The organism is Streptomyces sp. NBC_01471, assembly GCF_041438865.1.
Lineage (GTDB): Bacteria > Actinomycetota > Actinomycetes > Streptomycetales > Streptomycetaceae > Streptomyces.
Genome location: NZ_CP109451.1, coordinates 64507 through 87320 on the forward strand (window position 1 = coordinate 64507; position 22814 = coordinate 87320).

A 22814-nucleotide genomic window follows, 5' to 3' on the forward strand; every position below is an offset into this window, starting at 1 on the left:
ACGACGTGTGTGCCGCACGAGTGAAGCGGTGCTGGGGTGTTACGGAAAAGTGGGCCAGGGGTTCCGCGAAGGCAGGTCGTAGGGGGCGGGGTTGAGGACGGGCTCCTCGGCCTCGGTGGCGATGCCGCACTGGTTGCTGTTGTTGCGGGACATGAGGGCGAAGCCCGCGTCGCCCCAGTCGACGCCGTAGTCGTTCTTGACGATCCAGTAGTCCTGGCCGGCCGGGTCGGTCCCGTAGCCGACGACGGTGACGTAGTGGTCCGTGTTCGACGACGAGCACAGCGGTTCGTCGTAGACGCCCTCGCTGTACAGCGTGAAACTCACGTGCGAGGAGTCGATCTTCGTACGGACCGGGCCCCGGGCCACCGCGGCCTTGAGTGCCTCCTCATCGCCGGAGGTAACAGGCGCCCACTCCTTGAAAGCGCCGGTGGGCAAAGACTCCCCCGCCGGGCGGGGCTCGCCGCACACGCTCGGGTAGACGTCCTGACCGTCGGCGTCGGTGATCAGTGGGGTGAACCTGGTGAGCGGGTTCTGGTCCTGCACCACCCAGGCGCCTTCCAGGGCTGCGGCGGTGGCGTACGCCTTGCCGGCGATCTCCGCGCACTGCCCCTTGTTCTTGGCCTCAGTCACCGCATGGCTCTCCCGCCAGTCGACGGCTGCGGGCAGGCCGTCCACCGTACCGGCCACGCTGGCATCAACACCCTCGGCGACAGGACTGCCGGCTGCGGCCGGTACGGCGAAAGCAGATGCGAGAAGAGAGACAGCCACCGTTCCGACGAGGGCGGCGCTCCGCGCCCGGCGTCTCTCCGGCATGGTACGAGAAGAGCGAGGCATGAGTTGGGTCATGTGTTCTCCGAAGTGAGCGGCAACGGGAGTGACACCACTGCGGTGTCACTCCCCGCAGCGCTCCTTCAGCGCATTGTTGCAATCCTGGGGCCGCGATTCAGGAGCTTGCGCCAATCGGGGCGACGCCCCGAACCAGCGTGCCGCCCCGTGCGGGACGCCGGGGGGAGCTGCTGGCTTCGGCCCCTCGGGCCCGGACGCCTTGTCTGTGTCCCAGACGCGGTGATCGGCACAGGTACCCACCGGGAAACACAGCCTGCGACGTGCGTTCCTCGCCTCTACGCCACCCCGGCTCCGGCCGGACCGACATCAATACAAGTGCCACTTTCTGTCCGCAACCACTCAGCTCAGACCGGGGACCGCAGACGGGGCGGGCGCCGTGGCAGATATCAGCGCCGGTGGCTGTTGTTGCACCGGGTCGTTGAAGACTCTGTGGAAGTCGACAGCGGTGCCATGTGCTGGCAAGAGCACCGTTTGAACCTCGGCAGGTCTTACGGCGAGCTCCCTGATCTGTTGAGTGGCTTCGCCCCGGACTTGGCTTCCTGGGCGAAGGCCCGGGGTGTTCGGGACGGCCAGCGGTTTCTGATCGGCCCGGATGGTCGCATCACATCTCGATGCGGTCGATGAATTCGTGCGCATGCCCAGGGGTTCGCTGGGCACATGGTGGTAGCAAGACGGGATCAGCAGCCGCGAACACGCGGTCTGCCGAGATCTCACCCAGTCCAGGCCACACAGCGGACGGAAATGGGTGCCGCAGGCCGGACGAAGAGAAGCCTGCACGCACGAAGAGACTTGAAGATCGGAATCGTAATGATCATCCTTGGCGTCATCCTCCTCCTCATTGGGATGCTGGTCGGAGTCCCGCTGCTGACGACGGTCGGAGGGGTGCTCCTCGTAGTCGGTGCGCTTCTGTGGATTCTCGGCGCGAGTGGACGCAAGATCGGTGGACGCAGGCACTACTTCTGACAGCCGGACGGGAAGTCCGTAATCACCGTGTGAACGCACCGAGACCAAGTTGACCCGGGGTCCTGCGGAGAACGCTCCTCCGCAGGACCCCGCCCGCATCCTTGGACACCTGACGGGGGTACAGGCGTACTCGTGTGAGCGCTCCACCAAGTTGGGAGAGACGTTCACCAGCAGGGAGGCTGCGAGCCAGTCACGTCATCGCGCGGTCCTGGCGGCGGCAAAGCGGTCAACTTTGCTGGCTGACCTGCGGTCTTGGCGACGGTTCAGTCCTCGTACATGGTGATCTACCGGCCGGGCTGGGAGTGCGTTCAGTAGGTGCAGTGGCAGGGAGTGAGTGGCGATCAGCCTGTAGACGTGTGTGTGGCCCGGCACAGGTGCCGGGCCACACACACGTCGCGGTCTTGGGGAAGCACCGCGGCAGGAATCTTGGAGCTCAGTGCTTGAAAGTGTCCTTGGTCTTCTCCTTGGCCTGGCGGGCGTCGCCCACGGCCTGCTCGGAGCGGCCTTCGGCGGTGAGGCGTTCGTTGCCCACGGTGCGGCCTGCGGCTTCCTTGACCTTGCCCTTGGCCTGCTCGGTCTTGGCCTGGGTCTTCTCGTTGGCAGCCATGTCACTCACACCTTGCTGTGCTCGACTTCAGGAACAACCACCGCCTCACCGCCATCGCCGCATCCAAACACCGCTCCCCGAAATCCACGGCTCACAGGAAGCGGGTAAAAGATGGGTGGGGTCGGAGAGTTCCAGGCATCCGGCTGGTCAGGATTCCCTCGTAGATAACGATCATCGCCCTCGTCGTCCGGCTTCTCGCTTTGTGATCCGGCCCACGAGGGCCGACGGTAAGCGCGCGGCCGCTGATACCGCTGGTAGTCCATAACCCCACCACGCCGTTCACCGCCGTTCTTCGGCCTTCGCTCGCGACCCGGGGATGCCAGGGGACGCCTGGCGTACGCAGTGCTGGCGGGGTTCCAGAGCGGACACGGTGCTGGGGCTCCCGCCACTGGTCCTGTACCTCGGCCGCAGCATCAAGCTCCTTTTTCGGCGTACTGGTGTGAGACGGGTTGGCTCGGGTACACGGCGCGTCGCGCGTACAGATCCGTATGGGCTATGAGCGGGAGGAAAACGATCACCATGGCGATATCTGTCGAGGCCACAGCGGTAAAGACCGGTCTTCCGGCCCTCCCGGAGATCGCAGATCCGCAGAAGATCGCCCCGAAGGACGCCCGCGCGATCAGCAAGCTGTTCTTCGACCAGTTGCAGGTCCTCGAAGAGGGCACCGCGGAGTACCAGTACGCGCGCAACACCTTGATCGAGATGAACCTGTCACTGGTGCAGTTCACCGCCAACCGCTACCGCAATCACGGCAGCGGCCAGATGGAAGACATCATCCAGGTCGGCACGATCGGACTCATCAAGGCCATCGACCGCTTCGAACTCAGTCGCGAAGTCGAGTTCACCACCTTCGCGATCCCCTGGATCGCCGGCGAGATCAAGCGATTCTTCCGCGACACCACGTGGGCCGTCCACGTCCCCAGGCGCCTGCAGGAGCTGCGCGTCACCCTCGCCAAGGCCAAGGAGGAATTCGCCACCACCCTGGGCCGGGAGGCCACGATCGCCGAACTGGCCGCGCACCTCGAGATCAGCGAAGAAGACGTCACCGAGGGTCTCATCGCTTCCAACGGCTACACCGCAGGCTCCATCGACCTGCCCATCGAGGGAGACAGAGACAGCGACGCCGGCCCCAGCCCAGCCGGCCGCACCTACGCCGACATCACCGGCAGCTGCGATCCGGGCATGGAACTGGTCGAGAACCTCCACGCCCTGGCCCCCCTGATGGAGACCCTGGACGAGCGCGAGCGTGCCATCGTGCAGATGCGATTCGGCCAGGAAATGACCCAGGCCCAGATCGGTGCACGCCTGGGGGTTTCCCAGATGCACGTCTCACGCATACTCAGCCGCATCATCACCAGGCTCCGCGACGGCCTGCTCACCCAGGACTGAGCCTGCCGCCATAGCTGACCGTGCTGTTGCTATGCAGCCGGCGCCCTCGATGCAGGCCGGAGGTTGTGGTCCGCGCAAGTTTCCATCCCCTGGAGCCGCGACGCTACTGAGCCGCCTGCACGTCGTGGGTCCACTCGTCCTCCATCATGATGTGCACCACGACCGCCCCCATTACGGACCTTCCATTCCGCCCACTGCCCCAGCCGTCACCCATGAGGCAGTGGCGGTGATGGAGTCCGGATAGACCGTGAATACCCGATCCAGGCCGATGATGTTCAGAACCCGCGCCGTGTTGGGCGGGACCGCGGCCAGGGCGAAGTCGGCGCCCTGATCGTGGCGATGTTGCGGGCCGCGATCAGGGCGGTGATGCCGCTGGAGTCGCAGAAGTCCAGCCGGGCCAGGTCCAGGACCAGCAGCTGGCCGCTGTTTGAGGGTGAGGTTCGTGAGAGTCTCACGGACTTCGGGGGCGGTTGCGTGGTCGAGGTCGCCGCTGATCTCCAGTACGGGACCAGTCGCGGCGTCTCGGGTGGTGACCGTCAGCGGCCTCATGTCAGGCTTTCACTCCCAGTGATATGCGATGGGGTAACGGGAATGCCGAGGACGAGCGGGGCGGTGTCGTCGTCCAGGCCGTCGCCGAGGCCGGCGAGGAGTCCGGTCAGGGCGGTGATCAGAGCCTGGGGGCCGGCCGGGGCTTGTGCGGGTGGTGAAGGCGTGGAGGGCGTCTTCGCCGTAGAGGTCGCGTTGGGGGCCGACCCGGGCCTCGGTCAGACCGTCTGTGTAGAGGAGCAGGGTGTCCCCGCGGGAAAGCACGGTGCTGGCGTGAGTGCCTGTCCCGAACTGGACGCGGATACGTAAGCAGAGAAGGCAAAGAGGGCCGCTGTGGCTACCTGGGGGCCCTGGGGACCCAGTGGCCGCCACCGGCCGATACTCAGCGCGACCAGGGCCACCAGAGCGAACGTCAGCAGATCGGGGCCGGCCAGCAGGCCGAGCGCGGCCTGCAGCGCCACGCCCGCCGACACGGCTCCGACGTAGCGCAGCGCCTGCGTCACCGACTGGTACACCGTGACCTGCATGATCAGGATCGCGGAGAACGGGGCGAAGGCCGGGGACACCGCGTGCATCACGTCGTAGGCGATCAGCCAGGAGATGGTGGCGGCGAGGGTGCTCTTCCCGATCAGTTCCAGGGTGTGCCGCTCATGCCCGTCCGAACCCGCTGCCCGCCGCAGCCACTGCCCCACCCGGGCGGACCGGCCCTGCGCCGCTGCCCGGGCCCTTGGGGGCGATGCCGCTGACTGTGCCATTCCCAACTCCCGGCCAACGCCGTGTCCACTCGGTTCCCGGTCCCCGGCTACCCCGCTCCCCCGTCCGCACCCGTAAGTGAGCAACCCGAAACACGACGCCACGCCACCTCAGTTGAACAGGCGTGGACCCCGGCACCCTGCTTTCAGCGGTCGTCGCTGCCGGCCTGTCGCAGTCGGTCGGCGTTGTGAGTGATGGTGTCGACACGGTCCGCCAGGTCCGGGTGGTTGGCCGCGAGGTGCGCGTGGGTGTCGGCGAGCGGGGTGATGAGGTTGGCGGCGTCGTTGTCGGCGAGGGCCTCCGCAAGGTTCGCCTGGGGTGTGCGTGCCCGGGCGGGGAGATCGGTGAGGGCTGTGATCTGACCGGAGAGCTGTCGCAGGTCAGCCGCATTGTCCCGGGCCCAGGCGGTGACGGTGCGGTCAGCGGCCCGGCGGCCACGGGTGGCCTGCACACGCTGTTCGCCGGTACTGCCGGGGGCTCCGGGGCGAACGCGCAAGTACCGGCGCTCTGCAGCCTGGCGGCTGGCGACGCCCAGGGGATGGGCAAGGTCGGCCCAGCTGGTGCCCGCCGCGCGGGCCGCTTCGATCAGTCCGGGCTCCCAACCGGCGAGCTCTTCGCGCAGCTCGCGCAGCGTCAACAGGGCAGCCAGGGCCTCGGCCGGACTGCCCTGCGGGTCTTTCGAGGGTGGTGGGATCGGGGCGTTCTGCGCGGTGCGGACGGCGTCGGCGATGGTGTTCAACGCGGCTGCGGCGGCGTGGAAGGAGGGGAGGTCGCCGGTGGGAGGGGATGCGTTCACGGTGGACTCTTTCCTGGTGTCACCCTTCGGATGACGCCTCACTTGTCATCACTTGGATGACATGTTACAACGGTGGCACACGAAGCGCATTGGCAGTTTCTGCCAGACCTGTGGAGGTGTTTTCGCGATGTTGATGCGCACTGACCCGTTCCGCGAACTCGATCGGATTGCCCAGCAGTTGACGGGTACGACCGGTACTTGGTCGAAGCCGTCGGCGATGCCGATGGACGCCTACCGGGAGGGCGAGGAGTATGTGATCGCACTCGACCTGCCCGGTGTCGCGAAGGACGCGATCGATATCGATGTCGAGCGGAACATGCTCACCGTCAGGGCCGAGCGCCGTCCGGCGGTGAAGGCGGACGATGTGCAGATGGAGCTCTCCGAGCGGCCGCTGGGCGTCTTCTCCCGCCAGCTGGTGCTGGCCGACACCCTGGACACCGAGCGCATCACGGCCGATTACGACGCCGGGGTGCTGACCGTGCGCATCCCGATCGCCGAGCGCGCCAAGCCCCGCAAGATCTCGATCGGCGGACAGTCCACGCACCAGCAGATCAACAGCTGAGGAACCGGGCGCGAGAGCGCCGATGATGGACGGGGCCGACCCCCTTGCGGCCCCGTCCACCCGGGCCCTGGCTTCGCTGGGCCGTGGCGTTGCCTCCGGCCGTACCGAGCGCATCCAGTCCGTGACTGCGGATGTGTTCACCCAACTTCATCAAGACTGCTGGCGCTCGTGCCGGCCGTCCCTTCCTACCGTCGAATCCGCCGTTGGACGAGAAAGGCAACCACCCGCGATGTTTCCGCTGCATGAATCGGACGCTGACCGGCCCCACATGACGTACCACCAGATGCTGGAAAAGATCCGGTACGAAGGCGCCTACCCCACCCGGGAGCAGGCCGAGGACGTCACCCGTGCAGTCCTGGCGGCTCTGGGCCGACAACTGACCGCCGATGAACGCGTCGACCTCGCCGGCCGCCTTCCCGTCGAGGCCGCCCTTGTCTTCACCAGCCAGTTCCCCGACAGCCAACCTCTCACCGGCTGGGGCTTCGTCAAAGACCTGGCAACCCGCACGGGCAGCACACCTGCAACCACCCGCTGGGACACCGGAGCCGTCCTCGCCACTGTCAGCCGCCTCGCGGGTCCCGGGCTCATGGACCGTATCCTCGCTCAGCTCCCGTCCGGATGGGCGCTGCTCTTCGGCCGCGCAGAACTCATCCAGGCCGCGTGACTGCCCCACGGCACCAGTCGGGGACTGACACGGGTGCCGATCCGTAACGCCGATGACCAGGGCTCGCGGTAGCGCGTGGCGTGCACGGCGAGGTTCTCGTCGGAGACGGTGCGGGCGCCGTGCAGAACTAGCGGCTCGGCAAGACCCACGCCGATCAGGCGGGCGGTGGCGTCGGGGGGTGCGAGCAGCTGGGTCAGCGTGAAAGTGGAGTGGCCCCCTGGGGAGGACCACTCCGCGACCATCTAACGAAGGACGACGGCGTGGTCCGGCCGGCGGCCGGCTACGAGTACCGGGCCGCCGGGCGCCGTGGGGATCTGGCGCAGGTCCTGGAACCCGAGGTCGCTCAGCGCCTGGTTCATCCGGTGTGAGGTCAGAGCGCTGCCGCCGTTGCGCGCCGCAGTCCAGTCGGCGACGGCTGCGAGCAGCGGCTCGGGCTGTGCCGGGTTGGTGCCGGCCACCAGCCATCCCCCGCTCGTGAGGGCAGCCGTCACGTGCGGGAGGCAGGCGTTCAGCGCGTCGTCGGACAGGAAAGGTGCGGGCAGCCAGATCAGGTCGTAGAGATCACGTTCGCGCAGATCGACGGCGTCCTGATGCCGCACCTCGACTCGGTCGGCGGATCCGGGCCCCGCCTTGTCCAGTTCCTGGCCGGCCAGCCGGATCGCCCGCTCCAGGCTGTCGATCCCGGTCACGTGGACATGCGGCAGGTCCTGGGCCAGCGCGAGGGCGAGTGCCCCGGTCCCGGTGCCGATGTCCAGAATGCGGCTGCCTGCGGTGGCGAGTCGGTCGGCGAGTCCCGGCAGGGAGGGCACGAGACGGGTGGCGAGGGCGTGCCCGGTGCCCGCGGAGGCACGTCCCTGATCAAGCAGTACGTTGTCGCTCTGCGCGTCCCACCCCGACACGGCCTCGCCGCTGGCAGCGGCGACCGCCTGCCGCATCGAGCTGAGCCGGGCGGACGCCATGTTGGAGGAGGCAGGTCCGAGCCGCAACACGGGGGCGGCTATCAGCTTCTCCCCGTCCCGACGCACGACGCCGGCCGCCTCCAGCACCGCGGTACGCGCCGGGTCCGCCGCCAGTGCTTCCTCCAACGAGCTCGTCCCGGTCTCCCGCAAGGTCGCGACCACCGCGGCCAGCGCCCACACCTGACCTTCCAGTAGGGCCACCGGATCGCTCTGCTCGACGTTGTCGTTCATGCCTCACTCCTTGTTCGAAAGATCGCGTTGCGTGGCATCCGCGCGGCCTATCGTCAGAATACCTGACGAACAAGTCAATTAAGCTGACTACATCAAAGTGGAGTCGAAGTGCTGGCACCCGCAGGCCGCAGCGGCTCGGGGCGAACGAGAATCGGGGTCCGACAGCTCGGCGCGGCCGGGGTCTACCGTGCGTAGGGGTCGGTGATCTCGCGGAGTTGGTCCAGGATCTGGTGCAGCAGCGTGAAGTTGCGGGTGCCGAGGTAGGTCTTCCACTCCGCGAGGATCTCGTCGAGTGTCGCCGAGGCAATCTCGACCGCCCGCCTGCCGCGTTCCTCGATCACGATCAGCCGGGCGCGGCCGTCCGTGGGGTCGGGGACCCGGCGGACGTAGCCCAGGCGTTCTAGCTGGTCGACCAGCACGCTGGCACTCTGCTTGCTCATTTGTGCCTGGTCAGCGAGGTCCGTGAGGCGCGAACCGTCAGAGGCGACGCGTTGGAACACCCGGCACTGGGCGAGGGTCCAGTCGTCGAACCCGGCATCCTGCAGGGCCCGGAACATCCGGTCCTCGGTGTACCGGTACGGGATGAACAACGACATCCCCAGGTCAACCCGCTGCTCGTCGTCCATACCACTCTCGGCTCCGTCGCCCGCCCGATCCCACGAGGTTCACACCCTACGACAACCGTCGCCGGGCCGGACCGCCGCCGGCCCCGGCCGCGGCACCGGCCCCGGCCGCGGCCGCGGTGGCGCGTGCGCGGCTCCGTGCCCGCCGTGTTCCGTACACGCCGCCCACCCCTCAGCCATCTCGCGCAGGTTGCGGTTGCCGTCGGCGCTTCCACATGACTACAGTAGTCAATGTTCCTGACTAAGCCAGCTGGCTCGCCGAGGGACGACCGATACGACCCCAGGGCTGTTCACATCCGGACAAGACAGAGAGAACGCAGGTAGCGCGATGACATCGACATCAAGTCTGGCTGGCAAGCGAGTCCTGGTCACGGGAGGCAGCAGCGGGATTGGCGCCGCGGTCGTGCGGCGGCTCGCCGCCGAGGGAGCCACGGTCGCGGTCAACTACCGATCCGATCAGGAGGCAGCCGAGGCGCTCGTCGGCGAACTCCGCGACAGCGGGCGTGCCGCGTCGGCCTTCCAGGCCGATATCGGTGACAGGGCGCAGACCCACGAGCTCGTCGGCGCGGTGGTGTCCGAGTTCGGCGGCCTGGACCTGCTGGTCAGCAATGCCGGGATCGAGCACTTCGGAGCGCTGGAAACCATTACCCAGGCCGACTTCGACCGCCTCTTCCAGACCAACGTGGCCGGACAGCTGTTCGTCACCCAGGCTGCGGTGGCAGCGATGACCGACGGCGGCCGGATCGTGCTCAGCTCCTCGGTCAGTGCGCGCCTGGCGGTCCGTCAGCACGCCCTGTACGCGGCGAGCAAGGCCGCTATTCCGGCCATGGTGCGCAATCTCGCCCCCGAGCTGGCCGAGCGGAACATCGCCATCAACGCGATCGCCCCCGGCGCCACCGCCACCCGCATGGCCGACTATGCCCCTCACTACGTCCACCCCGCCCTCGCCGATGTGCCGTTTCCCGCGCTCATCCGCTCCATGAGCGCACTCGGCCGACTGGCCCAGCCCGACGAAATCGCCGCCGCGGTCGCGTTCCTGCTCTCCCCGGACGCGTCCTTCATCACCGGCACCACCATCGAAGCCGACGGCGGCTGGAACTGACACACCGGCTCATCGCACTCGGCCGTGACACCAGGGTGATTCACCCACGCCGCGGCGCACTCACACCGAACACTTGTCGAAGGGAAAAACCATGTCCACTGTCATCACCGGAGCCTCAGGTCACCTCGGCCGGCTCACCGTCGATCAACTCCTCGCCGCCGGAACGCCGCCGGAACAGATCGTGGCCACCGGCCGGGACACCAGCAAGCTCGGCGACCTCGCACAGAACGGGGTCGTAGTACGGCGCGCGGACTTCGCCGACCCGGGCACCCTCGACGACGCTTTCGCAGGTGCCGACACGTTGCTGCTGGTTTCCACGACGACGGTGGGTGAGCGGTTCGACAACGCCCGCAACGCCATCGACGCGGCGCGCCGGGCAGGTGTCTCCCGCATCGTTTACACCAGCATCCTCAACGCCTCGACCGCGCAGATGACGCTCGCTGACGCGCATCGCCGCACCGAGGAGTACCTGCGTGCGAGCGGGGCGCCGTTCGTCATCCTGCGTAACGGGTGGTACCTGGAGAACTACACCGACCAGCTCCCGATGATCACCCAGTACCACGCGCTGCTGGGCAGTGCGCACGACGGGCGTGTCAGTGCGGCCGGCCGGCGTGACCTGGCGGCGGCCGCGGCCGCGGTGCTGACGCAGGACGGGCACCTCGCAGCGACCTATGAACTCGGCGGAACGCCGTTCACGCTGACCGAACTCGCCGCCACGTTCAGCGAGGTCCTGGGCACCCACATCGACTACCGGGACATGCCGGTCGCCGACTACACCGCGACTTTGACGGGTGCCGGGCTGCCTCCGGAGATGGCCGCCGCGGTGGCTGATGCCGATGCCGGGCTGGCCCGCGGAGAGCTGTTCACCGACAGCGACGACCTGGTGAAGCTCATCGGCCGGCCGGCCACCACGGCGCGTGAAGCCGTCCGGAACGCCGCGGGCGCCGAGGAGTCACGGTGAGTGCTTCCGGGCCCGGCGTCGACACCCACGAGATGGTGCTGATCCATCGCGTCCTGCGGCGCGAGTTCGGTCAGCTTCCGCGGTTGTTCCGCGCCGCGGCCGGTGACCGTGCGCGGTCCAAGGTCATCGGTGCGCACGCCCGGGAGATGCTGACTTTCCTCCACACGCACCACACCGGTGAGGACGAGCTGCTCTTTCCGCTGCTGCGTGAGCGAGCAGCCCTCGATCCGGAGCTGATGGACCGGATGGACACCCAGCACGCGCAGGTCGACGAGGCAGTGGCGGCCATCGACGCGGAGTTGCCGGCGTGGACGGCGAGCGCGGACGCTGCCGTGGGCGAGCGGATGGCCGCTCGCACCGACGCCATGATGCCGACACTGATCGAGCACCTGGCCGAGGAGGAGCAGGAAATACTGCCGATCGTCGCCGTCACACTGACGCAGAGCGAATGGGACGCGCTCGGCAAGCATGGCATGAGCGCGATCTCCCTCACGCGGCGGCTGGTCATCCTCGGCCACATCACCGAGGAAGCCGATGGCGCGGAACGGCGGAGGTTCATGAAGGTCCTGCCGGCTCCGGCTCGTGTGGCCTACAAGCTGATCGGCCACCGCCAGTTCACCCGCGAGACCAGCAAGATCCGCGGCTGACCCGCCCCACCACCCCGCACCACATCGCACCACCGAGCCCCCGCACTGGCCGTGGTGCCGATCGCCCGCAACACCACCAGCGGACCGGTAAACCAACACATCGACCGTACGAAACACCTTCAAGACCCAAAACCCGGACGCTCACTGGCACACCCAACGTCAACGGCATCAACAAGGAGAGCCAATGGCAGAGCAGGACCTCTCGGGGCGCACGGCACTCGTGACCGGTTCGACCAGCGGGATCGGGGAGGCCACGGCCAAACAACTAGCCAAGCACGGGGCGCACGTGATCGTGGTCGGCCGTCGCCAGGAACTCGGGGATGGCGTCGTCGCGGCGATCCGCGCGGCCGGCGGCAAGGCCGATTACGTCCGCGCTGAACTCAGCGACGCGGCGTCGGCCCGCGAGTTGGCCCAACGGGCACTGGAGACTTCCGGGGGCCAGATCGACATCCTGATCAATAACGCCGGGACGGCGGTGTTCGGCCCGACGGCGGAGACGCTGGAGGAGAACTGGGAGATGATGTTCAACACGAACCTCAAGGGCCACTTCTTCCTCGTCGCGGAGCTCGCGCCGAAGATGGCTGCTCGCGGCAAGGGTGTGATCGTCAACACCTCGACGATGGCTGGCCAGTTCGCCGTTCCGGGCATGGGGGTCTACGGCGCGACCAAGGCCGGACTGAACCTGCTCACCAAGTCCTGGGCCGCGGAGTTCGGCCCGGCCGGTGTCCGCGTCAACGCGGTCAGCCCCGGAACCACCAGCACCCGGAACGTCGTCAACGTCATGGGCGACGGACTCGATGAGCTCGGAAAGCAGGCGCCGCTTGGCTACGTCGCCGACGCCGACGAGATCGCCGACGCCATCGTGTACCTGACCACGGACAAAGCCAGCTACATCACCGGCACGATCCTCAACGTCGACGGCGGCCGCACCGCCATCTGACCACGGCGCCTCCGGACGACGGGCGCCGTCACGGCCGGGTCTCGCGCATCCCCTCCCGCGCGCCCCGGCCGCCCCCCGGGCCGTTGCACTTCACACTCCATCACGCCGGCACGATGAACCAGGGAACGCACGTACGCGTTCCCTTCGCACGACGACTTGCCTGCGGGCCGGCCCGGAGCGAGTCGGCTCAGGACGATGGGTTCTCGGGCACGCCTTCTCAGCTCTGAACGCGTTGGTCGTAGTCAGTTTGGTGCGCCCGAATCTCGTCCGTGTTGTCGACCGTCCAGGCGTACAACCGGCCGAACGGCTCCCGGAGGGATTCACCGAGCGGGGTGAGCGAGTACTCGACCCCCACCGGCGAGGTGGGCAGCACGCGGCGCGTGATCATCCCGTTGCGCTCCAGGCGGCGCAGAGTCTGGGTCAAGACCCGCTGGGTCACGCCTTCGAGGCGGCGTTTGATCTCGTTGAACCGAGTGGGCTTGTCAAGGACTGCCATCACCATCATCGACCACTTGTCAGCGATCTGGTCGAGGATCGGGCGGCTGGGGCAGTCGGCCCGGTAGACGACGCCGGCGTCGGCACCGGTTTCAGAAGTGGCCATATCGGTATCCTTCGCGATCCTTGCGATGCCTGAAGTGCGTTATTGACGCCGGTCGCTCGCCATCGCACCGTAAGTATGCATCAGGAACTAGATGCATATCAGGTACCGATCGGAGATCTCCATGAACCACGACGCCTACCCGACCCTGCGGGTGAGTCGCGAGGGCGGCATCGCCCGCGTCACCCTCGACAACCCGCCCGTCAACGTCCTGAACGTCGCCCTGATGGCCGACCTCCGGCACCTGCTGACCGCGCTGAAAAGCGACGACTCGCTCCGGGTGATCGTGTTCGACAGCGCCAATCCGGAGTTCTTCATAGCCCATGTCGACATGTCCCTCGTCGACACTCCGGACGCCTTCGACAAGCTCGCGGCCGACCTTCCGGACGGCGTCAACGTCTTCCAGGCTCTGGGGGAACTGCTCCGGCACCAGCCCCAGGTGACCATCGTCAAGCTTGCCGGGATGGCGCGCGGCGGAGGGGCGGAGTTCGTCACAGCTGCGGACATGACGTTCGCGGCGATCGGTCGCGCCGGGATCGGCCAGATCGAAGCTCTCATGGGCATCGTCCCTGGCGGAGGGGGCACGCAATATCTCGCCGGCCGGGTCGGCCGCAATCGCGCCCTGGAGGCGGTGCTGGGTGCCGATCTGTTCGACGCCGAAACCGCGGAGCGCTACGGCTGGGTCAACCGGGCCGTCCCTGCCGACGAGCTCGACGACCTCGTCGACCGCCTCGCCCGCAACATCGCCGCCTTGCCCGAGGGCGTGATCGCAGCGGTCAAGCGCGCCATCGTCCCCGAGGACCTGGCCGAGGGTCTCCTGCGGGAGCACCATGCGTGGGCGGGCCAGTTTGCCCGCCCCGAGGCCGAGCGTCTCATCCGCGGCGGATTGGCCCACGGTGCCCAGACCCGCGACGGCGAGCGCGATCTGGAGGGCCTGCTCCGGCGACTGCCCGGATAGGACCCGGACGAGGATGAAGGCCACATGGGAGACGTCGTGCGCGACGGCGGCCGCGGTGGTGGGGATCTGCGCCGGCGTGCTGGCCGTTGCCCCGGCCGGAGCCCAGGCTGGAAGTCATCTCAATTGGTGAGTCTGCGCTAGCAGATGAGGGTGCAGGCGATACCGGTGAGGGCGAGGAAGTGGTCGGCTTTGCGTTCGTAGCGTCGGTGGAGTCGGCGGCAGCCGGCAAGCCAGGACACGGTGGTGGGTTCGACAGTCCAGCGGTGGCGGCCAAGTCACCGCGTAGATTCGATTCCTTTGCGTGCGATGCGTTGTTGGATGCCGCGCTCACGTAACCATCGCCGCAGGAGGGAGTAGTTGTATCCCTTGTCGGCGTGGAGCTTGCCGGGTTTGCGTCGCCGCGGTCCGCGGCGGGAGCGGATCGGCGCTATTCCTTGCACGAGCGGGACCAGAGCGGCCTGGCTGTCGTGCAGGTTGGCCCCCGAGACTCCGATGGAGAGGGGCAGACCTGGTCGCTCGGTGATCAGATTTGTCCGACGGATTCCTTGAGCGATCTCATGATGGCGTCACCGCATCTCGCGACCTGCCCTGCCCACCGCTGCCCGGCGTGTGTCCGGGGCAGCGAGAGCGAAGAACGCTGTTTCGGCGGCCTCCGGATACGCCTCGGGCTTCCCCTGGGCGGCCAGGGCCCGGCATCTACCGGGCCCTGATCGACCCCTCGCGACGGGTCGATCAGTCCTGTGCCACGTTCGCCGCGGTCACATTCTCGATCACGCGGCCGAGTTTGATCCTGGCCCGGGTCAGGTCCTGGATGCGTGCGGCGATGCGGTCGCGTTCGATGATGAGCTGGTCGAGCATGGCGGGGGTCGCGACGCCGGTGCTCACGCACGGCAGAAGTTCGACGACGGTACGGCTGGAGAGGCCGGCCGCGTAGAGGTCCTGGATGAGCTGGACCCGCTCCAGGGCTTCGTCGGGATAGTCACGCTGGCCACCGGGCGTCCGCGCCGATTCCAGGAGCCGCTGTTCCTCGTAGTAGCGCAGGGCCCGCACGCTGACCCCTGACCGCCTGGCGAGCTGTCCGATGCGCATGATGCAGGCCACTCCCTTACCGCTCATACCTCACGTGCACGTCAGGTTTAGGCTAGCAATACCGGCTCCGGGGCAGCCCTCGGGGCCGATCGAACCGTTGCCGGCGCCGAGATTGATCATGACCCGGTGGCGGAACCGAGGGTGTTCACGCGGTTCACGTACGCACGGAAGCCCTCGCGTCGTGCCGGGATCGCCGAGCCCGCCCGAGGGCACATGGGTGTCGACCGTGACGGGCGGCGTGATCCCTCGTAGTGGCGCAGGCCTCCCCGCTCACCCCCGCCCACTCGGCAACCTCACCCATCCGCGCCTGCCCTCTTCCGGCCGGGCGGCACTACGGCTTGCACCTCACGTCAACGTCAGGTTCTAGAGTGACGAACGTCGGATGAACACGTCATTCCGGCCCGTCGAAGTAAGGCAGACCATGATGCGCGCAGCCCGGTTCCACGAATACGGCGGAGCGGAGAGCCTGGTGATCGAGCAGGCCCCCGACCCCCACCCCGGACCCGGTGAGATCCGTGTCCGCGTCGCGGCCGCCAGCGTCAATCCCATCGACTGGAAGCTGCGCGTCGGCGCCCTGCACCAGCTGATTCCCCTGGAGCTGCCCGCCATTCCCGGGCGCGACGGCGCCGGTGTGGTCGACGAGATCGGCGACGGGGTGCAGGGGGTGAGCATCGGCGACCGTGTCTTCGGGCTGGGCGGTGTCACCGGGGCGACCGCAGAGCTGCTCATCCTCTCGGCCTGGGCGCACACCCCCGCCACGTGGAACGACGAGCAGGCCGCTGGTGCCGGTCTCGCGTCAGTGACCGCGATGCGTGGGCTCGACGCGCTCGGCTCTCTCGCGGGGCGCACCCTTCTCGTCGAGGGCGCCGCCGGAGGCGTGGGCAGCGCGGCGGTCGAGATCGCGGTAGCGCAGGGTGCCACTGTGATCGGGACAGCCAGTGAACGCAACCACGAGTTCCTCACCGCACTCGGCGCCGTTCCCACCACCTACGGCCCCGGCCTCGCGCAGCGTCTGTCCGCCCTCGCCCCGCGCGGAGTCGACATCGTGCTCGACACCGCGGCCTCCGGATCGCTGGACGACCTCGTCGCGATCGCGGGCGACCCGAAGCGCGTCGCGACGGTCGCCGACCATGCGGGCGGGCAGCGCCTGGGCACGCATGTGGTCAACGCGGAGAACGATTCCACTCTCCTGTCCGCGGCGGCGGAACTGGGCGGGCAAGGCCGCTACACACCCCGTATCGAACAGACCTACCCTCTGGAGCGGATCGCCGACGCCCACGCGCACGCCGAGCGTGGGCGCACCCGGGGAAAGATCGTGGTCTGCATCTGAACAGGCCGATCCGTATCGGGGGTTGTCGCACGAAGCCGCCTCCCGGACAGAGGGGCGGCTTCGTGTTCTGGGGACGTCGGTCAGTACGGGGCGACCTTCTCGGCGTGGAAGCGGGCGATGTTGTCGGCGATGTAGTCGACGTGGTCCTCGGCGGCGAAGTGGCCGGAGTCGAGGCGGTGCATCTCTGCCTCGGGCAGGTCGCGGAGATAGGCATCCCCTCCTTCGGGGGTGAAGAAGACGTCGCCCTGGCCCCAGAAGACGATGGTCTTGGGCTGGTGCTCGCGCATGAACGCCTGCCAGGTCTCGTACAGCGGCGGGTTGGTCTTGTAGTCCTCCAGCAGGTCGAGCTGGATCTTCCGCCGACCGGGACGGTCGAGGAAGGCCACGTCCACCGTCCAGTTGTCGGGGGAGATGAGGGCGGGGTCGTTGTGGCCGCTGAGGTAGATCGACTTGACGCCGTCGGTCTGCAGGAACGGCAGCAGGGCTGCCTCGGTCTCCGGGGTGCGCGCCTGCCAGAGCTTGAACCGGATACTGTCCCACACCTCGGTGAAACCCTCCTCGTAGGCGTTGGAGTTCTGCACGACCTGCCACTGCAGCCACTCGGGGTGGCGTCCGGTGATCCGGTTGCCGATCGGGCCGCCGTAGTCCTGGTGGTAGAGCCCGAAGGAGGTGAAGCCGATCTGGGTCAGCCACTGTTCGACGACCTCGGAGACGCGGTCGAAGGTGTAGGTGAAGTCCTCGGGGGCCTCGGTGTAGCCGAAGCCGGGGTAGTCCGGCGAGACGACGTGGAAGCCACGGTCCGCGAGCGCCGGCAGGAGGTCGCGCCACTGGTGCGAGGAGGACGGGAAGCCGCCCAGCAGGACCAGCTTCGGTGCGCCCGGTTCGCCGGCTTCGCGGTAGAACATCTGGACTCCGGCCACGTCGATGGCGTGGAAGCGGACAACAGTCATGGCAACTCACTCCTTGCGGTGTTGTGTGCTGATCGGGTCGGGGCTCGGCCACTGGCTTCAGGCGAGGGGGATGTCGTGGCCCGGGCCGCGCTTGTCCTCGGGACGGGGCCCGAAGTGGCGGCGGTCGTTCTCGCTGATGGCGAGGTCGTTGATGCTGGCCTCTCGGCGGCGCATCAGGCCGTTGTCGGCGAACTCCCACAGTTCGTTGCCGTAGGAGCGGAACCACTGGTCGTCGGCGTTGTGCCACTCGTACTGGAAGCGGACGGCCATACGGTTCCCGTGGAAGCCCCACAGGCTCTTGCGCAGGGCGTAGTCGAGTTCGCGCTCCCACTTGTCGGTGAGGAACTCGATGATCTTGTCGCGGCCGGTGAGGACCACGTCCCGGTTCCGCCAGGCGGAGTCCTCGGTGTAGGCAAGGGCGACGTGGTGCGGGTCGCGGGTGTTCCAGGCGTCTTCGGCGGCCTGGACCTTGGTCAGAGCGCTGTCGAGGTCGAACGGCGGGAAAGGCGGGCGCGCGTCGGTCATGGCGGTGCGGTCCTTCACTGTGCGGAGTGCTGATCGGTCAGCGGCGGATTGTCAGGGGCTGCGGTGACGGAGTCGCCCTGCAGGGGAAGCAGGCGGCCGGCCACCAGGTGCTCCGGGGTGAAGTGGACGCGGCGGCCGGTGCGGTCGTCGTCACCCGCGATGCCGGGGCGGGTCCATTCCAGGTCGGCCCGGCCGGACAGGTGCAGAGTGCGTCCGGTGGCGAAGTCGCAGAAGAGCAGCGCGGCGGTGGGGTCGGCCTGGAGGTTGCCGAGGGTGTTGAACATGTTGTTGCCCCAGTAGTCGGGCCACCACAGCCGCCCGTCCTCGACGCGGACGAAGCCAGCCGGACCGCCCCGGTGCGAGGCGTCGTTGCCGCGGGTGGGGTGGGTGGTGCCGATCAGGAAGGTGTCGGACCGGCGGATCAGGTCAATGTCGTCCTGCGCGAGGGTGCTGCCGTGCCTGACCGGCTCCTCGCCCAAGGGGGCGGGCACGGGGTGGAGATGCCTGTTCTGGATGTACTGGGGGCAGTTGCCGTACGCCTGGTCGACCTCGACTTGCAGTCCGTCGTTGCCGGCGTGGGGCAGGGTGCCGTTGATCCGCAGGCGCCTGCGGGTGGCGAACTCGACGACGATCAGCCCGACCGGCTGGTGTACCGGCAGGTGATGAAGCGGGTCGCCCTCGGCCGGCAGGGTTCGCACTTCGAGGGCAGTCGGTGAGACGACGTGGAGGAACCCGGGCGGTCCCGCGAGGGGGGAGGTCCACAGAGTGCCGTCGGTGTCGCGTGCGGTGATCGCCGCGAAGGTCCTGTCAGCCAGGAACCGGGTGACGCCGCCGCGCAACTGGGCGCGGGCCAGCATGCCGGTAAGCCGGGCTGCTTCCTGGGCCATGCCGGCCCGCTGTTGCACGGCCAGCTCGCCTTCGTGGAAGCCCGCAGTCGTGTTGCCTACTGGGTTGCTCATCGTTCTTCCTTCCGCATGCGGGACAAGCGACGCCGGACGGCTGAGCGAGGGGATGGCCGCCGGCCTGACACCTGGTCGGGGGTGGGGCCGGGCCGGCGGGGCTGCAGGCGGGTGGTCAGGCCGCGATGCGCGGGGTGACCACGGGCCGGTCGTTGTCGACCTCGGCGAGGATGTTGAAGTAGTTGGTCAGGACGTTCAGCGCCAAGTGGCCGACGACCTCACCGATCTCGTCGTCGGTGGCGCCTGCGCCCCGCGCGGCCTGCGGAGCGGCGTCGTCGACCTGGCCGTGATCGCGGGCGATGGTGTCGGACAGGGTCAGCAGTGCCTGGGTGCGCGGGTCGGACGCCTTGGCGTCCCGGGCCGCCTCCAGATCAGTGGCGTCGATCTTGGCGGTGTTCGCGCCGATGTAGGTGTGGGCGGAGAGGCAGTACTCGCAGCCGTTGTACTCGGCGGTCGTCACTGCGAGGAGCTCGTGGACCGGGGCGGGCAGCACCCCGCTGGACAGTCCACCGTTCAGGGCCAGGTAGCCCTGAGGAGGGCCGGGCTGTTGGCCATCACCCTGGTCATGTTCGGCGTCGGGCCGAGGGCCTTCTGCACGTCCGCAACCAGGGGCGGCGGTCTTGCCGGTCGCGGTAGCCGGCTCGACGGGGGCGAATCCAGTCATGACAGAGCACTCCTTCATCCATCCAGTCCTGACGCTTGACCGCGCCGACAACCGTTAGAAAAACGATGGCACGCCCCATGCGCCGTGTCAAACGGTTGGAGGTGACCGTAACCGTTAGAGCTGCGGTAGCCTCGGCGTCATGGACACGGACACGAACGCGCCACTCCTGGGCGAGCCGCTCCCCGTCGAGCTGATGAACACCATCTGGGCGGACCGGGACGGCGTGCACGACGCGCTGCGCGATCCCGAGGGCACCCGGGCCTGGCTGCACGCCGTCTCTTCCCGCATAGACCTGATGACGCCGGATGCCCTCGACGCACTCACCACCTCCGACCTCGACAGCCTTGGAGGACGGCTGGTCGGCCTGCGCGACGCACTGCGCCGACTGGCCGCCGAGGCCACCGAGGACCCGCGCCGGGCAGCCGCTTCCGACATCCGAGAACTGGAGGCGGCCGTCACCGCGCTCAACCGGGCCGCCGGCGATACGCCTCACTGGTCCGCCCTGTCCTGGAAGCCTGACCAGGAGCCCTCACGTCACGTCCGCACCGGTGGACAGACCGCCTCGGCCGCCGTCTCCGCGATCGCCGAAGACGCCATCACGCTCTTCAGCCAGGGCACCCGCCAACACCTTCGCGCCTGTCTCGCACCGGGATGCGTCCTGTACTTCCTCAAGAACCACCCCCGCAGGGAGTGGTGCTCCGCAGGCTGCGGTAACCGCGCCCGCTCAGCCCGCCACTACCAGCGCCACCGCCACACAACCGCCTGACCACCGGGTAGCAAGCACGCAGCGCACCCCGGCCAGGACCAGCAATGGCTGCGCCGTTCCACTTCGAACGCAGGAGTCCACATGCGCGGGAGTCCACATGCGCGGGAGTCCACACGAGGCGTCAGAACACCACCGCTTGACGACACTTGGCCACCGTCCCGGTCCTGGACGGCCTCATCGCCGGCGTCGGCCGAGCTGACCCGTTCGACTGGACCGGGCCCGACTTCCCCTGCTCGACCAACTTCGAAGCCATAGCCCTGCACATCGTCGGCCAGCGGATCTCCATCGCCGCGGGGTTGACCATCTTCGCCCGCGTCACCGGCGCCGCGGGCGGCGCCGTCACCCCCGAAAGCCTCCTCGCCCTCGCCTACGAAGAATTGCGCGCCTGCTCTGCCTTCCTGGGCGTATCCGGCGAAGCCGACTTTCAGACGTTCCGCTGTCGGGCGAAGGGCCCGCACAGGGCTGCCCATTGCAGGAGCAGGATGGTCTTGCCGTCGGTGATGCGTCCGTCGCGGGTCATGGCGAGGGCCTCGGCAAAGGGAAGTTCGATGACTTCTATGTCCTCGCCCTCCTCCTCCAGTCCTCCGCCCGGGCCGGTCCGGTCGGCCGGGGTGTAGGGGGCGGCGAAGAAGTGGAGGCGCTCGGTGACGGAGCCCGGGCTCATGTAGGCGTCGAGCACGTGGGTGAGCGGGCCGAGTCTGATGCCGAGTTCTTCGTCGCTCTCGCGGCGGATCGCGGTGTGCGGGTCCTGCGCGTCGAGCAGTCCGGCCGCCGCCTCGATGAGCATGCCGTCGGGGTGGCCGTTCGCGTAGGCCGGGTAGCGGAACTGGCGGGTGAGCAGGACGCGGCTGCGTTCGGTGTCGTAGGGCAGGACGACGGCGCCGTTGCCGCGGTCGTAGGTCTCGCGCTGCTGGGTCTCCCACCGTCCGTCGCGGCGCCGGTAGTCGAAGGTGGTGCGGCGCAGGACGTGCCAGCCGTGGGAGGTGAGTTCGACGTCGCGTATCCGGACGCCGGGGTTGCGGTCGAGATCGCGTCCGGCGAGGTGAAGACCGGTGCGTCCGCGGTGATCGGGGGTGTCGACACCCGGGCTGCTCGTCACACGGCCTCCTGCGGGGTGCGGCGCGGAATCTCGGCGACGTCGTGGTAGACGGTCAGGCCGCGGCGGCGGGCGGTGGCGACGTCCTGGTCGGCGCCGGCGGATTCGCCCGGCAGGCGCAGCACGGCGTCGCAATGGGCGAGCAGCCGGTCGGCGGTCGGGTAGAGCACCTGGTCGGCGAGGGGGTCGGTGGGGCCCGCGCCGGCGGAGCGGAGGACGGGCAGGGCGATCCACTCGCCGATCACGGGGAGATGTCCGGCCGCGAAGACGGGCCAGGCCGCGGTTTCCAGGCGGGCGAGGTTGGCGGCCGTGGCCTGCGGGTCGCCGTCGGTACCGGAACGGTAGGGACCCGCGATGAGGATGAGCAGGGGCTTGTCGGTCATGGCGGTTAAGATACATGCAGAATCGTGCAAGAACAGGAAGGAACGTGAATGCTGGCTGCTGAACGACGCGAGCTACTGCTCGATCTGCTCGCCCGCACGGGAAAGATCGTGGCCAAGGACGTCGCCGCCGAACTGGGCATTTCCGAGGACAGCGTGCGGCGTGACCTTCGCGATCTCGCCGCCGAGGGGTTGTGCCAAAGGGTGTACGGTGGCGCGCTGCCCGCGTCTCCCGCAGTGGTGGACTACGAGGCCCGGCAGGCGGTGGCCCCGGACGGCAAGCGGAAGGTCGCCTCAGTGGCCGCCGCACTCGTGCGGCCGGGTGGCTCGGTGATCCTCGACGGCGGCACCACCGCCCTCGCCGTGGCGCGGACGCTCCCCGAGGACCTCGCCTGCACGGTGATCACCCACAGCCCGACGATCGCCACGGCTCTGATCGACCACCCGCGGGCGGAACTCTTCCTCCTCGGGGGGCGCGTCTTCAAGCACTCGGCGGTCACCTGCGGCGCCGCCGCGGTCGAGGCCGCGCAGAACGTCTCCGCCGACCTGTGCCTGCTCGGCGTCACCGGCGTCCACCCCGGGGCCGGACTGACCACGGGGGACGCCGAGGAGGCCGCGATGAAGCGCGCCCTGTCCGCGCGGGCCGCGGACACCTACATCCTCGCCTCCTGCGAGAAGATCGGTACGGCATCGCCGTACCGCGTCCTGCCGTGGGAGAAGATCACCGGGCTGATCACCGACGCCGATCCTCACGACACGGTCATCAAGCACCTCATGACACTCGGCGTGGAGGTCCTCGTAGCCTGATGAGAGCCGAATCCGGGATCTCGGACCGGCAGGAGCGCCGCCCTCTGATGTGCTGGGCCCGTAGCGAATCGCACCATCTCCACGCGCGGTGCCTCACGAAGTG

Annotated in this window: 26 protein-coding genes and 3 pseudogenes; 12 read left to right on the plus strand and 17 right to left on the minus strand. The window is 68.4% G+C overall.

The features are described from left to right. Positions 1–39 precede the first annotated feature (39 nt). Entirely contained in the window at positions 40–813 is a 774-nt protein-coding gene (locus tag OG285_RS36070; protein ID WP_331760061.1) for a C1 family peptidase, read from the minus strand. An 840-nt stretch (positions 814–1653) separates the two neighbouring features. On the opposite strand from OG285_RS36070, the gene OG285_RS36075 reads away from it, so the two are divergent. Beyond that, positions 1654–1809 carry a hypothetical protein gene (locus tag OG285_RS36075; RefSeq protein ID WP_331760062.1) on the plus strand — a complete coding sequence of 52 codons (156 nt, stop codon included), beginning with the start codon at positions 1654–1656 and terminating at the stop codon, positions 1807–1809. A gap of 433 nt (positions 1810–2242) precedes the next feature. On the opposite strand, the gene OG285_RS36080 is transcribed toward OG285_RS36075, so the two are convergent. Next, the gene (locus OG285_RS36080; protein ID WP_331760063.1) at positions 2243–2416 is read right to left on the minus strand and encodes a CsbD family protein; all 174 of its coding nucleotides are present in this window, start codon (positions 2414–2416) and stop codon (positions 2243–2245) included. A gap of 519 nt (positions 2417–2935) precedes the next feature. Between OG285_RS36080 and OG285_RS36085 the strand changes: the two genes are divergently transcribed. Then, positions 2936–3805 (plus strand): RNA polymerase sigma factor SigF, encoded by an 870-nt coding sequence (locus OG285_RS36085; protein WP_331760065.1) that lies wholly within the window; start codon positions 2936–2938, stop codon positions 3803–3805. 171 nt (positions 3806–3976) lie between these two features. Here OG285_RS36085 and OG285_RS36090 read toward each other — a convergent pair. From OG285_RS36090 to OG285_RS36105, 4 genes and pseudogenes are all read right to left on the minus strand, one after another. Further along, positions 3977–4354: pseudogene (locus OG285_RS36090) on the minus strand (STAS domain-containing protein). Next, positions 4351–4624: pseudogene (locus OG285_RS36095) on the minus strand (SpoIIE family protein phosphatase); the annotation flags it as partial. The pseudogenes OG285_RS36095 and OG285_RS36090, both read right to left, overlap by 4 nt. Further along, positions 4570–5106, minus strand: coding sequence for an FUSC family protein (locus OG285_RS36100; protein ID WP_371793705.1), 537 nt, complete (start codon positions 5104–5106; stop codon positions 4570–4572). The gene OG285_RS36100 and the pseudogene OG285_RS36095, both read right to left, overlap by 55 nt. 143 nt (positions 5107–5249) lie before the next feature. After that, positions 5250–5900 (minus strand): type III effector protein, encoded by a 651-nt coding sequence (locus OG285_RS36105; RefSeq protein ID WP_331760066.1) that lies wholly within the window; start codon positions 5898–5900, stop codon positions 5250–5252. 127 nt (positions 5901–6027) lie between these two features. On the opposite strand from OG285_RS36105, the gene OG285_RS36110 reads away from it, so the two are divergent. Then, positions 6028–6462 carry an Hsp20/alpha crystallin family protein gene (locus OG285_RS36110; RefSeq protein ID WP_331760067.1) on the plus strand — a complete coding sequence of 145 codons (435 nt, stop codon included), beginning with the start codon at positions 6028–6030 and terminating at the stop codon, positions 6460–6462. 268 nt (positions 6463–6730) lie between these two features. Then, positions 6731–7126: a DUF2267 domain-containing protein gene (locus tag OG285_RS36115; RefSeq protein WP_356830416.1), complete on the plus strand. Its 396-nt coding sequence runs from the start codon at positions 6731–6733 to the stop codon at positions 7124–7126. Positions 7127–7368: 242 nt separating this feature from the next. Here the strand turns inward: OG285_RS36115 and OG285_RS36120 are convergent, their stop codons facing one another. Both OG285_RS36120 and OG285_RS36125 read right to left on the minus strand, forming a co-directional pair. Beyond that, the gene (locus tag OG285_RS36120; RefSeq protein WP_331760070.1) at positions 7369–8316 is read right to left on the minus strand and encodes a class I SAM-dependent methyltransferase; all 948 of its coding nucleotides are present in this window, start codon (positions 8314–8316) and stop codon (positions 7369–7371) included. A gap of 182 nt (positions 8317–8498) precedes the next feature. Then, the gene (locus OG285_RS36125) at positions 8499–8942 is read right to left on the minus strand and encodes a MarR family transcriptional regulator (protein ID WP_331760072.1); all 444 of its coding nucleotides are present in this window, start codon (positions 8940–8942) and stop codon (positions 8499–8501) included. Positions 8943–9267: 325 nt separating this feature from the next. Between OG285_RS36125 and OG285_RS36130 the strand changes: the two genes are divergently transcribed. The 4 genes from OG285_RS36130 (at position 9268) to OG285_RS36145 (ending at position 12589) form a co-directional block, all read left to right on the plus strand. Further along, a complete protein-coding gene (locus tag OG285_RS36130) occupies positions 9268–10041 on the plus strand; it encodes an SDR family oxidoreductase (RefSeq protein WP_331760074.1) in 774 nt (257 codons plus the stop codon). A 91-nt stretch (positions 10042–10132) separates the two neighbouring features. Continuing rightward, positions 10133–11002 carry an SDR family oxidoreductase gene (locus OG285_RS36135; RefSeq protein ID WP_331760075.1) on the plus strand — a complete coding sequence of 290 codons (870 nt, stop codon included), beginning with the start codon at positions 10133–10135 and terminating at the stop codon, positions 11000–11002. Next, entirely contained in the window at positions 10999–11649 is a 651-nt protein-coding gene (locus OG285_RS36140) for a hemerythrin domain-containing protein (RefSeq protein WP_331760077.1), read from the plus strand. Before OG285_RS36135 ends, OG285_RS36140 begins: the two co-directional genes overlap by 4 nt. Positions 11650–11833: 184 nt before the next feature. After that, positions 11834–12589 (plus strand): SDR family oxidoreductase, encoded by a 756-nt coding sequence (locus OG285_RS36145; RefSeq protein WP_331760079.1) that lies wholly within the window; start codon positions 11834–11836, stop codon positions 12587–12589. Positions 12590–12806: 217 nt separating this feature from the next. Here OG285_RS36145 and OG285_RS36150 read toward each other — a convergent pair whose 3' ends face one another. Further along, positions 12807–13190, minus strand: coding sequence for a helix-turn-helix domain-containing protein (locus tag OG285_RS36150; RefSeq protein WP_331760081.1), 384 nt, complete (start codon positions 13188–13190; stop codon positions 12807–12809). 121 nt (positions 13191–13311) lie between these two features. On the opposite strand from OG285_RS36150, the gene OG285_RS36155 reads away from it, so the two are divergent. Beyond that, positions 13312–14145, plus strand: a complete 834-nt coding sequence (locus tag OG285_RS36155; protein ID WP_331760530.1) for an enoyl-CoA hydratase/isomerase family protein — start codon at positions 13312–13314, stop codon at positions 14143–14145. A 137-nt stretch (positions 14146–14282) separates the two neighbouring features. Here OG285_RS36155 and OG285_RS36160 read toward each other — a convergent pair. Then, positions 14283–14681: pseudogene (locus OG285_RS36160) on the minus strand (transposase); the annotation flags it as partial. Positions 14682–14877: 196 nt separating this feature from the next. Beyond that, complete coding sequence (locus OG285_RS36165) at positions 14878–15234, minus strand: MerR family transcriptional regulator (protein WP_331760083.1); 357 nt, start codon at positions 15232–15234, stop codon at positions 14878–14880. A gap of 424 nt (positions 15235–15658) precedes the next feature. Here OG285_RS36165 and OG285_RS36170 point away from each other — a divergent pair, with 424 nt between their 5' ends. Then, on the plus strand, positions 15659–16564 hold the full coding sequence (locus OG285_RS36170) for an NADP-dependent oxidoreductase (RefSeq protein WP_331760531.1): 906 nt from the start codon (positions 15659–15661) through the stop codon (positions 16562–16564). A gap of 80 nt (positions 16565–16644) precedes the next feature. Here OG285_RS36170 and OG285_RS36175 read toward each other — a convergent pair whose 3' ends face one another. The 4 genes from OG285_RS36175 to OG285_RS36190 form a co-directional block, all read right to left on the minus strand. Beyond that, positions 16645–17514 (minus strand): alpha/beta hydrolase, encoded by an 870-nt coding sequence (locus OG285_RS36175; RefSeq protein WP_331760084.1) that lies wholly within the window; start codon positions 17512–17514, stop codon positions 16645–16647. Between the two features lie 57 nt (positions 17515–17571). Beyond that, positions 17572–18039, minus strand: coding sequence for a nuclear transport factor 2 family protein (locus OG285_RS36180; protein WP_331760085.1), 468 nt, complete (start codon positions 18037–18039; stop codon positions 17572–17574). Positions 18040–18053: 14 nt separating this feature from the next. Further along, entirely contained in the window at positions 18054–18998 is a 945-nt protein-coding gene (locus OG285_RS36185; RefSeq protein ID WP_331760087.1) for a pyridoxamine 5'-phosphate oxidase family protein, read from the minus strand. A 115-nt stretch (positions 18999–19113) separates the two neighbouring features. Then, positions 19114–19662, minus strand: coding sequence for a carboxymuconolactone decarboxylase family protein (locus OG285_RS36190; RefSeq protein WP_331760089.1), 549 nt, complete (start codon positions 19660–19662; stop codon positions 19114–19116). Positions 19663–19801: 139 nt separating this feature from the next. Between OG285_RS36190 and OG285_RS36195 the strand changes: the two genes are divergently transcribed. Then, on the plus strand, positions 19802–20428 hold the full coding sequence (locus OG285_RS36195; RefSeq protein ID WP_331760090.1) for an ABATE domain-containing protein: 627 nt from the start codon (positions 19802–19804) through the stop codon (positions 20426–20428). A gap of 424 nt (positions 20429–20852) precedes the next feature. On the opposite strand, the gene OG285_RS36200 is transcribed toward OG285_RS36195, so the two are convergent. Together OG285_RS36200 and OG285_RS36205 are read right to left on the minus strand one after the other, a co-directional pair. Then, positions 20853–21527 carry an NUDIX domain-containing protein gene (locus OG285_RS36200; protein ID WP_331760091.1) on the minus strand — a complete coding sequence of 225 codons (675 nt, stop codon included), beginning with the start codon at positions 21525–21527 and terminating at the stop codon, positions 20853–20855. Next, positions 21524–21907 (minus strand): DUF4406 domain-containing protein, encoded by a 384-nt coding sequence (locus OG285_RS36205; RefSeq protein WP_331760093.1) that lies wholly within the window; start codon positions 21905–21907, stop codon positions 21524–21526. Before OG285_RS36205 ends, OG285_RS36200 begins: the two co-directional genes overlap by 4 nt. A 48-nt stretch (positions 21908–21955) precedes the next feature. Here OG285_RS36205 and OG285_RS36210 point away from each other — a divergent pair, with 48 nt between their 5' ends. After that, entirely contained in the window at positions 21956–22711 is a 756-nt protein-coding gene (locus tag OG285_RS36210; RefSeq protein WP_331760095.1) for a DeoR/GlpR family DNA-binding transcription regulator, read from the plus strand. The last annotated feature ends 103 nt before the right edge of the window (positions 22712–22814 follow it).

What these genes read in the sequence shown, in the direction of transcription:
- OG285_RS36070 (WP_331760061.1), bottom strand. Translation starts at nt 813, where the DNA reads ATGCCGGAGAGACGCCGGGCGCGGAGCGCCGCCCTCGTCGGAACGGTG.
- OG285_RS36075 (WP_331760062.1), top strand. Translation starts at nt 1,654, where the DNA reads ATGATCATCCTTGGCGTCATCCTCCTCCTCATTGGGATGCTGGTCGGA.
- OG285_RS36080 (WP_331760063.1), bottom strand. Translation starts at nt 2,416, where the DNA reads ATGGCTGCCAACGAGAAGACCCAGGCCAAGACCGAGCAGGCCAAGGGC.
- OG285_RS36085 (WP_331760065.1), top strand. Translation starts at nt 2,936, where the DNA reads ATGGCGATATCTGTCGAGGCCACAGCGGTAAAGACCGGTCTTCCGGCC.
- OG285_RS36100 (WP_371793705.1), bottom strand. Translation starts at nt 5,106, where the DNA reads ATGGCACAGTCAGCGGCATCGCCCCCAAGGGCCCGGGCAGCGGCGCAG.
- OG285_RS36110 (WP_331760067.1), top strand. Translation starts at nt 6,028, where the DNA reads ATGTTGATGCGCACTGACCCGTTCCGCGAACTCGATCGGATTGCCCAG.
- OG285_RS36115 (WP_356830416.1), top strand. Translation starts at nt 6,731, where the DNA reads ATGACGTACCACCAGATGCTGGAAAAGATCCGGTACGAAGGCGCCTAC.
- OG285_RS36120 (WP_331760070.1), bottom strand. Translation starts at nt 8,316, where the DNA reads ATGAACGACAACGTCGAGCAGAGCGATCCGGTGGCCCTACTGGAAGGT.
- OG285_RS36125 (WP_331760072.1), bottom strand. Translation starts at nt 8,942, where the DNA reads ATGGACGACGAGCAGCGGGTTGACCTGGGGATGTCGTTGTTCATCCCG.
- OG285_RS36130 (WP_331760074.1), top strand. Translation starts at nt 9,268, where the DNA reads ATGACATCGACATCAAGTCTGGCTGGCAAGCGAGTCCTGGTCACGGGA.
- OG285_RS36135 (WP_331760075.1), top strand. Translation starts at nt 10,133, where the DNA reads ATGTCCACTGTCATCACCGGAGCCTCAGGTCACCTCGGCCGGCTCACC.
- OG285_RS36145 (WP_331760079.1), top strand. Translation starts at nt 11,834, where the DNA reads ATGGCAGAGCAGGACCTCTCGGGGCGCACGGCACTCGTGACCGGTTCG.
- OG285_RS36150 (WP_331760081.1), bottom strand. Translation starts at nt 13,190, where the DNA reads ATGGCCACTTCTGAAACCGGTGCCGACGCCGGCGTCGTCTACCGGGCC.
- OG285_RS36155 (WP_331760530.1), top strand. Translation starts at nt 13,312, where the DNA reads ATGAACCACGACGCCTACCCGACCCTGCGGGTGAGTCGCGAGGGCGGC.
- OG285_RS36165 (WP_331760083.1), bottom strand. Translation starts at nt 15,234, where the DNA reads ATGCGCATCGGACAGCTCGCCAGGCGGTCAGGGGTCAGCGTGCGGGCC.
- OG285_RS36170 (WP_331760531.1), top strand. Translation starts at nt 15,659, where the DNA reads ATGCGCGCAGCCCGGTTCCACGAATACGGCGGAGCGGAGAGCCTGGTG.
- OG285_RS36175 (WP_331760084.1), bottom strand. Translation starts at nt 17,514, where the DNA reads ATGACTGTTGTCCGCTTCCACGCCATCGACGTGGCCGGAGTCCAGATG.
- OG285_RS36180 (WP_331760085.1), bottom strand. Translation starts at nt 18,039, where the DNA reads ATGACCGACGCGCGCCCGCCTTTCCCGCCGTTCGACCTCGACAGCGCT.
- OG285_RS36185 (WP_331760087.1), bottom strand. Translation starts at nt 18,998, where the DNA reads ATGAGCAACCCAGTAGGCAACACGACTGCGGGCTTCCACGAAGGCGAG.
- OG285_RS36190 (WP_331760089.1), bottom strand. Translation starts at nt 19,662, where the DNA reads ATGACTGGATTCGCCCCCGTCGAGCCGGCTACCGCGACCGGCAAGACC.
- OG285_RS36195 (WP_331760090.1), top strand. Translation starts at nt 19,802, where the DNA reads ATGGACACGGACACGAACGCGCCACTCCTGGGCGAGCCGCTCCCCGTC.
- OG285_RS36205 (WP_331760093.1), bottom strand. Translation starts at nt 21,907, where the DNA reads ATGACCGACAAGCCCCTGCTCATCCTCATCGCGGGTCCCTACCGTTCC.
- OG285_RS36210 (WP_331760095.1), top strand. Translation starts at nt 21,956, where the DNA reads ATGCTGGCTGCTGAACGACGCGAGCTACTGCTCGATCTGCTCGCCCGC.